This is a genomic window from Aliiglaciecola sp. SL4, assembly GCF_041538045.1.
In the GTDB taxonomy this organism is placed as follows: Bacteria; Pseudomonadota; Gammaproteobacteria; order Enterobacterales; family Alteromonadaceae; genus Aliiglaciecola.
Genome location: NZ_JBGOSE010000007.1, coordinates 197,910 through 212,359, shown reverse-complemented (window position 1 = coordinate 212,359; position 14,450 = coordinate 197,910). Strand labels below are relative to the sequence as shown.

The 14,450-nt window shown below is 39.9% G+C and carries 7 protein-coding genes; 1 reads left to right on the top strand and 6 read right to left on the bottom strand.

The window, feature by feature from the left end; all coding sequences use genetic code 11:
- Positions 1-87: 87 nt before the first annotated feature.
- The 5 genes from AB6T38_RS12440 to AB6T38_RS12420 form a co-directional block, all read right to left on the bottom strand.
- Complete coding sequence (locus AB6T38_RS12440) at positions 88-1,035, bottom strand: carbohydrate kinase (protein ID WP_372547624.1); 948 nt, start codon at positions 1,033-1,035, stop codon at positions 88-90.
- An 87-nt stretch (positions 1,036-1,122) separates the two neighbouring features.
- On the bottom strand, positions 1,123-2,637 hold the full coding sequence (locus AB6T38_RS12435; RefSeq protein ID WP_372547623.1) for a mannitol dehydrogenase family protein: 1,515 nt from the start codon (positions 2,635-2,637) through the stop codon (positions 1,123-1,125).
- 14 nt (positions 2,638-2,651) lie between these two features.
- Positions 2,652-4,373: a cytosine permease gene (locus AB6T38_RS12430; protein WP_372547622.1), complete on the bottom strand. Its 1,722-nt coding sequence runs from the start codon at positions 4,371-4,373 to the stop codon at positions 2,652-2,654.
- Between the two features lie 978 nt (positions 4,374-5,351).
- Positions 5,352-7,793 (bottom strand): RND family transporter, encoded by a 2,442-nt coding sequence (locus AB6T38_RS12425; protein ID WP_372547621.1) that lies wholly within the window; start codon positions 7,791-7,793, stop codon positions 5,352-5,354.
- Between the two features lie 2 nt (positions 7,794-7,795).
- Entirely contained in the window at positions 7,796-8,692 is an 897-nt protein-coding gene (locus AB6T38_RS12420; RefSeq protein ID WP_372547620.1) for a VacJ family lipoprotein, read from the bottom strand.
- Between the two features lie 650 nt (positions 8,693-9,342).
- Between AB6T38_RS12420 and AB6T38_RS12415 the strand changes: the two genes are divergently transcribed.
- The gene (locus AB6T38_RS12415) at positions 9,343-11,412 is read left to right on the top strand and encodes a response regulator (RefSeq protein WP_372547619.1); all 2,070 of its coding nucleotides are present in this window, start codon (positions 9,343-9,345) and stop codon (positions 11,410-11,412) included.
- Between the two features lie 4 nt (positions 11,413-11,416).
- Here AB6T38_RS12415 and AB6T38_RS12410 read toward each other — a convergent pair whose 3' ends face one another.
- Positions 11,417-14,440 (bottom strand): sigma 54-interacting transcriptional regulator, encoded by a 3,024-nt coding sequence (locus AB6T38_RS12410; RefSeq protein ID WP_372547618.1) that lies wholly within the window; start codon positions 14,438-14,440, stop codon positions 11,417-11,419.
- Positions 14,441-14,450: the final 10 nt, after the last annotated feature.

The window sequence follows — 14,450 nt, the reverse complement described above, 5'->3', positions numbered from 1 at the left end:
GTGAGAAGACGTAATCAGTTAAATTTAGCAGCCACAAAAACCTGAGCATTGTTGTGACTGCCTTATTTATTATGTTGGTTGCGCTAGTTATTCTTGAAGACTATTTATTAGGGTTTCAACTTCCGCAAAAGTGGGCGGATTACAGCCAACTTTTTCAACATTTAGACCTGCAGCGACGGCACCAAACCTGAGACCATCTTTTAAGATGCTTTCTTCAGCGGATGGGCTAAGTGCGTTATTTTTCAATAACCTAGCCAGCATAGCAGAGAAAAATGTGTCGCCGGCACCCACAGTATCACCAAATACAGCTGGTTTGTGGACAGCTTGAAATAGATTATATTTATCAGTGATTAAATGAGAGCCACCTTCACCTAAAGTTAACACCACCATGCCATTTTCCATTCGATCTAACATGGATTTAGCGTGAAACTCTGGTTTGCCATAAAGACCTTTTAGTTCAAGATCCTCATCACTCACTTTAACGATATCGGCAAACTCAACAAACCGCCATATGGAGGCGACATATTGATGGTGGTTTACTTCCACACCTTTACGCACGTTAACGTCAATACTGATTTTTACCCCGCGTGATTTGAGCGTTGTAATAACAGGGATTAGCACTTCTAACATTTCAGGCACTATTGCAAGGGAGCCCGTATGAAAAAGCTCTAAATCATCGGGTAACATTGATAATAGTTTTTCCGACGTGATATCCAGATCTGCAACACACTTTCGATACAACCGATAGCTAGGTTTACCATCCTCGGCTTTATAGACCAATGCCAGTGACGTGTTCTTTTCTGAGCGATTATTTTCAGGAACTTGAATACCGTCACTCTTCACTGAACTGAAAATTTTCTCACCCAAATAATCCGTAGAAATTGGGGATAAATAAGAACAGTCAATATCTTGCTTCACAAAACTTCGAGCAACATTGAAAGGTGACCCTCCAATGAAAGGTTGATAACTGCCGTCTTGTTGTTGAATCATGTCAAACAACGCTTCACCAAATACAGCAACTTTAGGATTCGCCATAATCACTCCAAAATGCTAAAAATAAACCAAGTCGACTAAAGCTAGACGAGCTTCGACAAAATAGTACAAATAATAACTTAAATACCGTTAAGACACAGCTAAACTTGTTCTATTGAGAATTAGCTGCATGTGTTTTTTGATATTAGGATCAGCATAAATTGCTCTAGTCTGCTTTCTGTAGATATCCAAAAACTCTTGATTTTTACTTAAATCACCAAAAATTGAAGTGAGCTCTAAAAATGAGTCAGGATTGAGAGAATATTTAGCCGCTGCAACGTGTAGCTCATCAGCCATGACATCAATAATAGTGATCACTTTATTGTGACGATCTGTTTGTTTATCACTGTAGTAACACCATGCTGCCAAAACCAACGTAGCACACTGTATATCCCCGTTATTTTGCAGATTGTCGTTAATCGTTGGGATCAAAAACGTGGCTAACTTAGAGGCGCTTTCAGAACAAATTCGAGTTAAATGATCTTTTATATTTGGATTAGCAAAACGCTCCAGTAAGGTTTGCTTGTAATCATCTAAATCGATGCCACTAACGGCAGGCAAAATAGGCGTAACTTCAGAATCCATAAACAGTTGTAAGAACTGGCTAAAAATTGGATCTTGAACACTTTCGTCAATGGTTTCAAAACCATGTATCGAGCCCAAAATACCTAGTACCGAGTGCCCCGCATTCAACAATCTTATTTTCATGTTTTCATAGGGTGTAACATCCGGCACAAATTGCGCGCCCACCTTTTGCCACTGGGGTCTACCTGCACTAAATTTATCTTCAATTATCCATTGATGAAAAGGTTCGCAAGTTACAGGCCATTCATCTTGCAGATTGAACTCTCCCCCTAAATATTCCATATCTGCTGCGGTGGTGACAGGTGTTATACGGTCAACCATTGCATTTGGAAAAGGCACTTCTTGTTCAATCCATTTTGCCAAATCAAAATCCACTTTTTGGCTGTAGGCTAACAACATTTTACGGGCTACATCACCGTTATGTTGAATATTATCGCAAGACTGGACAGTAAACGGCGGTAAGCCTCTCTCCATGCGCAGTTTCAATGCCGTAGTTAAGAATCCAAACACTAACCGAGGCGCATATGGATTAGCTAAATCATGAATAACATCAGGGTTATCGAAGTCAAACTCATTAGTCGCAGGGTTGAAGTTGTAACCACCTTCAGTAATCGTCAGGGAAACAATCTTTGTACTGGCATCAGCCATTTTCTGAATAACCGCGTTGGGTTCATCACAGCCTAGCAAGAAATCGGTCATACACCCTATCACTTGATTTTCAATAGACCCATTAGGATGCTTGACGATCAGCGTATAAAGATAGTCTTGCTGCTCTAAAATCGACTTCATTTTGCGATCGGCATCTCTTAATCCAACACCGCAAATTCCCCAATTAAGATCACCTGTTTGATTCATGTAAGCGTCTGTATAATAAGCTTCGTGAGAGCGATGAAACCCACCCACTCCAACGTGGACGATTCCTGCTTCAACTTTTTTACGATCATAGTTAGGCACCGAAAAACTGCTCGGTAATTGTTGAAGGTTAGTGTCATTAAGACGAAATTTAGATTGAGTATTCATTAACCTTCCCCCTACTACGATTGCGTAGCTAATTGTTTTTTACGCTGCATATTCCAATATGCAGTTATGAAATAAATGATAGTGCAAACAAAGCCGACCGTTTGGAACAAATCGCGATTGGCTTCATAAGCAGGTATCCCGGCACTGTAAAACATGGTGTTTATTGCAAACAAAGTAGTGATCAATAAACTACCAATGGATACAAACTGAAGCACTTTAGAGAATAAGCTGGTGTCAATACTTTCTTCTGGCTCGAGGTGAGCTTGTTGGGTTTGATACTCTTCTACACGCTGCTCAAAAGCTTCCATTTTCTGCTGCTCGTGAGGGTATTCCTCCGAAGCACCATAGAATTTAGCCAACACCACATAACACACAGTTGTAAAGAACCAAGTAGGGATGAATAAATAGTAAAAAGACAAAATATCGAGTGCGTTTAGTCCAAACCCAAATGTCAGTCCAAGTCCCCAAGATGCAACAGCTGGAACACTGTGTGTAAGATTTTTAAAGGTTACCCAGTAACGAGTAAAACCAATACGTGGAAATATAAAGTGTTCAGCAAACACAATTGCACCAACCGGCACAACTAAGAGCCCAGCGTAAGTTAACAGTGGTTGCATTTTATTAAAAACGAATGGGAAACAGGCAATAAGAACGGCGACAATCCCGACCACTAGGGTCATTTTATTTCTCGATTGGTTTTTGAAAATGGCTTGGGCAGCCAAACCTGAGCGATACAGGTTTGCATTTGCAGTAGTCCAGCCAGCAACGATAACGATAACCAGTCCCGACAACCCTAAAGCCTGAAACGCAACGTCACCTGGATCCAATTCAATAATAGATTTTTTAACAATGACCGCTGTACCTGCTCCCATAATACCGGCTGAGATCCAAGCAATATAATGTCCAAATAACATACCTGCTGATGTACACAATCCGTATGCGCGTTTTTTCGCATAACGTAACAGCGCCATATCAATCAAACCCACATGAGTTATAGTATTAGCAGCCCAAGAAAAACCAATCACTTCTAGCAAACCAATACCAGGTTCACCATTTGCGTTTAACCCGGTCCAAACCGACAAGCTACCAATTTCCATAAAGTCGGCCCAGCCATTCAAGCTTGTTTCTCCCAAAACATGTTGTGACAGAGCAGGCAACAGTACTAGAGGACCACACACAAACATCACGAACAACCAAGGTGCACATATTCGAGAGAAATTTGAAACTGCGGTAAAACCGTACATAGCCACTAAAACCACGATAGTTCCTACCGCCAAGACCACACACACAAACCATAAATTAGTAGGGTACCAGTCCAGTTGCGCAGGAATATTCAAAGCAAAACGCACAGCAGTGGCCGATACCGTTATCATGGCGGCGGAAATAACCGTAAAAATAACAACGTTTACCCAGTTATACAGGGTTGTCATAGAGTTACCGGCTATTTTTTGCAAATAGGTGTACAAACTTAACCGCGTTTCAATAGCAATGGGCGTGGTTATTAACGTCCAACTCAATACAGCAAGAATATTACCTATTAGCAAACCAAGTAGAATATCTGACATGGTTGCACCTAAGGCAACGAAAGTAGCACCAATAACAAATTCAGTAGCTGCAACATGCTCACCTGCATATAAACCTAAAAAATGCGTCCATCCCTTTAACTTATGTTTGGGGATGGGTAATTGCTCTTCATCTACTGTATCTAGATTAATTTCATATTTATCAGGTGTCATCATTATTACCTGTCATTAAGTTGTCGTTGTGGGCGAGTAATTCCCAATAAAAATAATTGAATCAACATAATAATTAAACTCACCATTACTATGCACCGATTCGCTTTAGCTATCATTTTGGCTTCTGTTGAAAACACCAATAATGCGCATATGCTCAATATATGGGCATATTCCCACACATTAACTCTAAAGGTCAATATATTGTTAATTAAATATTCTTAAAAAGTTCGATAATTGAATAATTTGTTAAAGTAATGACGTTGAGAAAAGTTTCGTTTGTCTTTTTGAATTTAGATAAAAAAACATAAAAATCAAAATGATAGATATTGTTTAAGGAGTTTCATATCGCCATTATTTAATATTTAACTTAAATACGTAGATGTTAATTAAGTTTGACAAAGTAAATGTTAAAAACTTAGTACCGAAGCTCACTAACGCCATAGAAAAACAAACAGATGGCCTGAAAACCCCCATCCAAAACCACGGTTTTTGCGTTATTTCTGCACATTTAATCTTTAAACTTATGCCCTTACACACCTCTTAACTCACTATTTTTAGGGTTCATCAAGGGCTAAGAAGTTAGCGCATGAGAAACATACGAAGATGTTTGTCGAGCTCTACAAATATATAATTCCTTATGATGGTGGGGACATTAGTAGCGGCATGTAATGGTGATAGCATAAACATAACAGCAGCGAATTCCGACCAAGATACATTCAGTAATGACAATGGAACCGCTTATACAACGGACTCCACCGATGGTGTACTTTGTAGCTATTTTTAGAATGAGCAGAATGAATCAGAATCCGTCTCGCCAAGTAATTATGCAGATTGGACTTGCCATGGCACCTATCGCAACTTAACTGCCAACGGCATACCCGACAATGCTTGTAGCCTTGGGGACAATAGTGGCAGTTGGAATATTGAAGTGGCAGCTAAAGACAGCTGCACTCTTGCCCTATAATCGATTATCGCAATTTAGTGTTTAACAAAACATCTTAAAAGCACTGGCAATAAGGTAGAGTCGGTCAGCAGCGCCATTAACATTGCTAGACCTGTTAGTAGCCCGAATAGAATACTCGGTACAAAATCAGAAAAGCTCAATAATGCAAAACCGATTGTGATGATGGTAGTAGTAAATAACAGCGCATAACCGACACTATTAAAGGTGTTTTTGATTGCTTGTTCTGCTCCAGTGGCGTGTTTGGCACCGAGGCTGTTTTTGGCACCAAGGCTGTTTCCAGTATCAGTGTTTCTGCTCGCTTCAAGATAGCGGTGGATAAAGTGAATGGTATCATCCACGGCTATCCCCATGGCAATGGCCGAAATGGTGATGGTCATTAAATCTAAAGGGATCCCCAGCAATCCCATCACACCTAAAATAGTAAGGGTGGTGAGGATGTTAGGAATAACCGCGATTAACGCGATTCTTATTGAGCGAAATATTGCCAATAACACTAAAAATAAAGCGACAAAAACTAAACCCAAAGTCATAATTTGCGACTTGAACAGACGCTGCAATATATCCTGATAAAGTACAAAAAGGTTAGTAACCAGGTAATCTTGTTTGTCGACACCAATTGCTTGCATATCTGCATTAAGATCATCTAAGAATTCAGCTCGGTTAAACTCTGCTGTGCTGTCTTTAATTCGCGTGCTTATTCTAAGTTGATTAGTTTCAGGATCAAAATACGCACCTAACAACTTATCTTTTAAAGATTTATCAACCAAGGTATAGATTGCTGTTAACTCATACTCGGTAAGAGGTTTATTTTCATTTATTGCCATTGCCAACTCAGTAAAATTATATACTGAGGTAACATTCCCCATGGCCTCAAAACTTGTTAGTACCGCTTGGACTTTTTGTAAGCTTTGAATTGCCTCAGCAGTCAGTACTAAGTCTTTGTCCCGTTGCTCAGTGGGAATGGTATAAACCACGTCCATAGGCGTAGACCCACCAAATTCTTGGTCGATGAAAGTTAGTTCCTGACGCACTTGGGTAGACTCTTTGAAATAGTTTAAAAAACTATTTTCCACATCCAAACGTGTTATCCCTACAATAGATACAACCACCAACACCACACTTAACACGCCTATTGATTTTGTATAATTAAGACTCAGGGCCGTGAACCCGTTAATAATCAATTGGGTAAAACGATTTTCACCACTTTCATCCTTATGAGATAACACCGATAAAAATGCTGGAAAAAGTAACAAGCTAACTAGAATAGAAATAACCATAGCAACTATCATCATCCAGCCGAAACTGACAACAGGTTGAATACCACTGAAAAGTAACGAACCAAAACCGACAGAAGTCGTTAAGCCCGCATAAAGACAAGGTTTAAACTTGTTTTTTAGGGTCTTTTCTAATAACTGAGATTGACTGTCTTGTTTATTCTTAACAGCAAGTTGCCGATACTCCACAATCAAATGAATCATCACGGCTAGCGTCAGGATCAATTGCAGCGCTATGAAATTTGAGGATATAACCGTGGTTCGCAAATCTAATAAACCAAAAATTCCCACAGTTAATAACACACTCAACCCACAAGAAACTACCGGCAACACCACCCAGCGAATCCGACGAAATAAAATAAACAACATCACCACAATAGCGCTGCCGATTGCACTGCCAAATAACAGCAGATCCCGCTTAATAATATCAATCATCTGCTGACCTAACACATAGGCGCCACCTAAATAGAAGTCTGCATCTTGTTGGTATTCTTCGGTTATCTCGTAAATCCTATCTATCTCTTGTTTGCGCTGGGTTTTAAGCTCTTGCTCAATGGGATCAGCTTGAGCTTTTAGTTGGCTTATTTTTTTCTGCTGCTGTTCCGATAACTCACTCTCTAGGGCATTCTTCTGGATATCAATAATCTGATTTTGAATGTCGACTAGTTGTGAATTCTTTTTAAAAACAATTTGAATGGCTGTCGCGGTTTGTGCCTGGTTGACTAATAAGTCGGTAAACAAAGGATGCGCATTGAACACCTGTTGCATTTGTTGCGCTGAATATTTTTGAGATTGCCAACTATATTGTTCGGGGTTTAAATCGGCACTTAGGGAAGTGGCATTACTCAACAGCGGAACGTTAAGTATATTGGTCACCGACTTCACTCTAGGCAACGCTGCGAAGGCATCACTTAGTTGTTCAAGTTGCTGGAAGGTTTTATCTGAAAACACTTCGTGATCTTTTGGTTGGTAGGCCACCAAAATAAATTCATCAGGTGAAAACTTTTGATTCATCACCTGTGATTGAATATAAAGTTGGTTGTCTTTTACTAGCAGTGTTTCCGCTGAGGCATCAATCCTAAATCGCTGAGCAAAATAGGCAGACACAATTCCCAAAACAATAAAGGTAAGCAATATCCATTTGCTCTGACGGATCAACAACTGAGCCAAATTAGATTTCACTGTTACTCTTCCTTTTCAGGTGAGTCTGCATTTTTGTGTTTAATACGATTTTTTTCACTGTTTGCAGGTGAGGGGGAAAATTGTTGAACGCCACCATCAAATTGCTCGTCTCTTTCGACGCTTTGTAGATACAAGTTTCGAAAAAATGTGTAGGGATCATCAGATTGAGCGCGTAACTCTTCATAGGAAGGAGCTGTGGGTACAAAATCATTAAATCCATCAAGCCCCTGAAGGTAAGTAGATTCGGGGGTATCAGAAATAACATGAACCGGACTAAGTAGGCTTTCACCTAGGGTAGAAAAGGCATTTCTGAAATCTGACTGGCCAAGTATGGGTAAGACTAGATAATTACCATAGCCGACATCATAGGAGGCCAAAGTATCACCAATTGTAGTGGTCTCCTCAGGCATATCAAACCATGCATCAGCAGGATCAAATAACCCCAAAAGCCCCACCGTTGAATTAATTAAAAATCGACCTAAATTGGTGCCTGATTTTTTACCTTCACCTTGCGCCAAATTGTTTAATAGATTGAGAGGCTCGCGCAAATTACTGAAAAAATTGCCTATACCCGTTTGTACCGGATCCGGCACTACCGCATCGTAGCCTTTGCCTACCGGAATCAGAAAATAGCGATATACAACATCATTAAACGCAAAAATAGGCCGATTAATGGACTCTAAAGGATCATCGAAGGTTACAGGATCATAGGTGACAACTGTTGGGGTTAAGACCTGCTCGCCTTGGGAAGTATTGATGACAATCTCTTGATTACTAGGCGGTTTTGCAGAGACCTGATCAACTTGGTTGGAACTACATCCACTGATAATCAGAATACTGATCAAGCACACAGATTTAATATATGCGGTGAATGGATTTAGTATTTTAGAATCCAACATAGTTTGTTCTCATTTTTATTGTAGCTATGAATTTCAATTTCGCATCAGGCAGTTTCCTGAACGCGACCTGTCAGTCAGTCATTCATTCATTCATTCATTCATTAATTAGCAATTTACTTGCCAAACGCAGGGATGCTTAAAATGAATGATAAAATTACGGTTCTAAGGGATTACGCTGAAACAACAACGAAAGGATCAAATCCTTGTTAAGCAAGGAAATTAGTAGCTAAAAGACTTAATAAAGGTGCTGAGTTAAAAACATTATTCGAAAAACAGACGAGATGCTTTTCGAATAAAAGCAAAAGCCGCCTAAAAAATATGGGATAAATTATCAAAAAAAATTGTAAAACTTACTCAACAATAGAAATTGCTACAGTTTGTTAATTGCCCTCCATTTATTTTAAAAAGTGCAACTCAACATTTAACTAAACACATATAAGTACATTCAACGACACACTAACGTAAATTGTATGCCTAAAATTTTTCCTCAGCTATTGCATTTACCGCTAGTCTCTTTAATCTAACCATAACGCTTTTTCAGACAAGCAAAATCTTTGTTAGTTAACCTATTTAGTAAACATCTCTCTATTAGAATTCGCTACATACTGGCGCTTTGCCTGGTAGGCGCGACGGTATCAACATCCGCCTTAATGCTCCGTTATATCTTTAAAGCCCAAATCAACGATGCTTATGTTGTTAATGTTGCTGGTCAACAACGCATGTTATCCCAGCGCATTGCTCTTTTTGTCACTCGTATATCCACCTGCCCAGCAAACTACAAAGAACTCAATGAGACCCTAAAAACTACCATTGAAAAATTTGTAGGGAACCGAGAATATTTAACTCAACTACCGAAGCTTCCTAGCAGCATACAAGAAATATATTTTGGCAAGCCCGCACTAGACTCCAAAACTCAAAACTATGTAAAAGCAGCTCAACAATTTAGTGAAAATAACGAGAGCTGCGGATCGCTCCCCTCCGACTTCAATGCTAAAGAAACTAACGAACTGCTTTTTTACCTAGACAAAGTTGTGCAAGAATTTGAATTAGATGCTCGTGATCGGGTAGAGCGCGTTGAAAGCATTGAATTGGCGTTGTGGTTGTTTACGCTCTTATTGTTAGTACTTGAAGCATTGTTAATCTTTCACCCCATGGAAAAGAAAATCAAAACCTCCTTAGCCTCTTTACGCAAAGCTTTACGTAAATCTAAAGATGCAGAACAACAAGCAAACGAAGCCAATAAAGCAAAATCTGAATTTCTAGCCAGCATGAGTCATGAGCTGCGCACTCCAATGAATGGGCTTTTTGGCATGATTGAATTGGCCATTGATAACCCGAGCAAAAGTAACGATTACTTGAAAAAAGCCAAGAGTGCTGGAAAACAACTATTAGTTCTGATTAACGATGTATTAGATCTATCTAAAATTGAAGCTGGCAAGCTGCGTATTGAAAGAACACCTTTTGATCTAATCCAATTATTGGATGACGTGTCCTCTGTACAATCGGCCAATTGTCGAATAAAGAACTTAACCTTTGATTTTCAAAAGACAACTAGCTTACCAACTCGAATCATCAGTGATCCCACACGTCTATCTCAAATCATGCAAAATTTATTAAATAATGCCATTAAGTTTACTCAAACTGGGGGGGTAACACTCTCAGCAGGTGTCAAGGTTAGAGATAAGAAATACTGGTTAACTATTAACGTCAAAGATACTGGGATAGGTATTGAGAGCCAGAAATTGGCCTCTATTTTTAACAAGTTTGAACAAGCAGAACAATCAACCACAAGATTATTTGGTGGTTCAGGATTGGGATTAGCCATTAGCAAACAGTTAGCTGATTTAATGAAAGGCGAACTTGAAGTAACCAGTGAATTACACACTGGAAGTTGTTTTACTCTCTCAATTCCCATTGAAATAGACAATGAAAAAATTGAGAACATTAACCCTGAAGTCCAATTGAAATGCGCAATTGTCGATGACTTGATCACCAGTAGGGAATATATTCAGCACATTGCTGAGCTTCAAGGTATGGTGACATCTACCTTTGAATCAGCTAAAGAATTTTTAGCAACTGATTATTCTGAATATGACATTTTAATCGTCGATTTATCCATGCCTGAGCTGACAGGTGTCGACTTGATTGAGGAAATCGTTAATAGCAATGCAGCCCGATTACCTTACATTATTTTGGTATCCGCAATGATTGAACATTTAGAATGTTCTGATGAAGTGAGAAGAGTCATATGGCGTACTCACGCTAAACCTATTCTGAGACAGGAACTAGAAGTTGATTTGCGACAATTGCAAAAAATTTATGTGCGCCAAGACTCAAATATTGTGCAGCCGCAAACGAAGTTCAAAATTTTAGTCGCTGAAGATAATGAAATTAATGCTGAGGTAGTGAAAGCGATGCTTGAAACCTCTGGTTACGATGTTTCTATAGTCGGTGATGGAGAAAAAGCCATTAACGCGTGCATATTCGAAGAGTTTGATTTGATTTTGATGGACTTACAAATGCCGGTTATGGATGGCTTAACCGCAACGGCCAAGTTGAAAACTGATATAAACTTTAAGAAACCTATTATCGCCCTGACCGCTAACGCTTATGTGGAGGATCGAGAAAAATGTAAGAACGCAGGAATGACTGACTTTTTATCCAAACCCATAGATAAAGTGTCGTTGATTGCTATGATCCAGAAATACTTAAAAGATTAACTTTTTATCCTTGATACTGTTGGGTTATTTTACGCAAGGTCGGTTGAGTAACATCCAATAGTTTGGCTTTACGTTGCTGTGTTATTTGTTGACGGACGACAATTGACTGCATGATGGACTCTAATATAGGCCAAAATTTAGGAATAGTATCTCGCTCAAGAAAGCGCTGAAGTAACTCATTGTATTCTGCACTCAGGCTATCTAATTGGGGGTGAGCTATATTCACGTCTTTCAACTTTGTTGAACGTCTCCTTAGAGTTGACTCTGACTGATCCAGGTTAAGCGCTATTTGATAGAGGGTTCCCCACTTTTGTAAACACAACTCTATCCACTGTTTTTCTAACCAAGTACTGATTGCAAATGGCACAGACTGCTGAATAGCTACTGACACGACTTTATCGACGAGGCCTGATAAAGCTTGCATCAATTCTTCATCACTATCTTGAGTGATGTGGCTAGATTGGTTTTGTTGTGAAACCGGTGTCGGCTGAGGTAAAGAAATAGATTGTTCTTGTAGACTCAAATGCTCAGGCTCTAGGTAAGCACCAGAACAAGTGATAACTGCACGCATAATGCAATTTTTAAGTTCTCTAATATTACCCGGCCAGTTGTATTGACTAATTTTATCTATAGCTAATGCAGACAGGTCAGTAATTTGTTTATTGTATTGATGACTAAACTTTTTCAAAAAGTGCCGTGCTAAAAGCAAAGCATCATTACCACGCTGGTTCAACGGCGGCAGGTGTAGCGTAAATACGTTGATTCGATAGTAGAGGTCTGCACGGAAACGCCCTGCTGCCACCTCATCAGCTAAATTTCGATTGGTTGCTAATATCAACCTTACATCCACTTTTCTAACTCTTTGATCACCCACAGCAACAAAGGTTTTCTCTTGAACGAAACGTAATAGCTTTGACTGTATATCGAGGGGTAACTCTCCGACTTCATCAAGAAATAGAGTGCCGCCATCGGCCTGAGAAATTTTACCAGGTTGATCACTAATAGCGCTGGTAAACGCGCCTTTTCTATGACCAAAAAGTTCGCTTTCCATAAGATGAGTAACGATAGTACTGCAATCTACAGTTATAAAAGGTTTATCGGGTTGTATACCCTGAGTATGAACTTGTTTAGCAATGACTTCCTTACCGGTCCCCGATTCACCGATAAGCAACACGGAAGCATCCGTAGGGGCGACTAATTGCACCTGCTGCATTAAGGTTTGCATTGCCGCCGATTCAAATAAAAACTCGTGCTCACTAGATTCATCTGCAGTTTTATTTTCCACCGGCTTTTGACTTTGATCCAACAATAGAATTCGTTCAATTGCAGTACCTAGGTTCGCAGAAACTTGCTGAAGCAACTCGGTGTACTTTTGTGCTACAGACTGATCTTTCACTGGCCAACGTAATACAACAGCTCCCTGACAACTATCACGAGTAACGAGGGGAACGATACTTTGCACACTAGTGGCGTTTAGTTTTTGTACCTTAGAATACGCTGTGCTATTCCCGTCACTTACTAAATTATCAATGTTAACCTTAGATGTTACCCACTGATCTACATCATTGACATCGACTGCAGGTCCATTAGTTTCATAGGACAGATTAGTTAAACCGCCACCTCTGTTGATATAAAGCCCTGCGTAAACAGGTAACATCCCAGCAAAAAGCAAATGGCAAACCTGCTTTGAAAAGCTCTGTAAGTCGTGGGTATTGCCGATGATACGAATGACATCCCACTGCAATGTTATGAGTTTAAAGTCTGCGTCTGCGGCATCTGAGAATTTACCACTCATACGGTCCATATTAGCGAGTATGTTGGCATCGAATTTAGGTTGCCAGCACACTAAGGTACCGCCACCGATACTTCTTGCCGCCTGTAGTGCTGCATTGGCCCTGCGGAAAAGCTCAAGTGGAGACTGTTCATTAAGTTGTTCTTGCGACTCAATAGTGGCTAATCCAAAGCTAAAATCTAAACTAACTTTTTTATCTGAGAAGCGTTTTTGCCTCAACATTTCGCGCATTCTAGACGCTAAAACCTGCCCCTGCTGCTCATTGGTGTCAGGCAAATGTGCAGCAAAAACAGCACCACTGAAGCGGCTGGCAAAATCGTCAGTTCGCAATAAATCCGACATGCACTGAATAACTTCAGCTAAAGCCTGATCGCCCATTTCGCGACCATAGCGTTGATTAAATGCTGCAAAATCATCAGGATTAACCAACAGCAGTGTAACAGGCGCACCGTTTGCCGCGCTTTGTTCCTGCCACTCCTGAGTTTGCCAACTAGCAACTTGACGAAAAATTAACAGCGTTTCATTTTGATTTAATGGACCTGCAAAGCCGTCCAGCATCACCACTGAGTGCTTTAATTTAACCGGAAATGGCGGCAGCCTCGTCATTGCATGGGTTCGGCTCATGTCAGCCAATATTTGCAACATTCGGCGTTTGGCAATAGGTGATGGAATATTTAAACAAGATAGTAAATCTTGACCAATAACACTATCGCCAGTGTCTACCATCTCTTCTAATAAAGGTGCATTTACCTCCACTATACGACCGTCCGCGTTTAAGGTCATGGACATTTCACCAAGACACTCGGATAACATTGAAAGTTTGTGCTTACTACGCTCTAAATCCTTGCTTACCTGACGATGTTGTTTCAATAATGACAATATCGGTAATATGGCGTCTACTTGTGTCCAATCCAAATACCAATGCTCTGCAGCGTTAGTTTTTGGTGGAACATGAGGGGCATCTTGGGATAACCAGAAAACGTGCAGATTATCTAATTTGAAGCGTTTAGTCAGAGACTCAGCATGGCTTTGATTCTGACAAAGAACTAATATTGAAGAGCGTAGATTTTGACTCGATAAACCTGAGGTAATTAGAGTGTAGTGAGACCCATACCTCTGTCGAATTGATACAACTGCGCCTTGGTACGCCAAATCTTCGGCCAAATCATCATCCACAAAAAGGGTGATGATGCTTTTATTTTCTGGGACAGTTTCAACTCGCAAAGACGATTTCATTATTATTGTT

Bases quoted from the DNA above. Each gene is read 5' to 3' on its own strand.
- AB6T38_RS12440 (WP_372547624.1), bottom strand. From the start codon at position 1,035: ATGGCGAATCCTAAAGTTGCTGTATTTGGTGAAGCGTTGTTTGACATG.
- AB6T38_RS12435 (WP_372547623.1), bottom strand. From the start codon at position 2,637: ATGAATACTCAATCTAAATTTCGTCTTAATGACACTAACCTTCAACAA.
- AB6T38_RS12430 (WP_372547622.1), bottom strand. From the start codon at position 4,373: ATGACACCTGATAAATATGAAATTAATCTAGATACAGTAGATGAAGAG.
- AB6T38_RS12420 (WP_372547620.1), bottom strand. From the start codon at position 8,692: ATGTTGGATTCTAAAATACTAAATCCATTCACCGCATATATTAAATCT.
- AB6T38_RS12415 (WP_372547619.1), top strand. From the start codon at position 9,343: ATGCTCCGTTATATCTTTAAAGCCCAAATCAACGATGCTTATGTTGTT.
- AB6T38_RS12410 (WP_372547618.1), bottom strand. From the start codon at position 14,440: ATGAAATCGTCTTTGCGAGTTGAAACTGTCCCAGAAAATAAAAGCATC.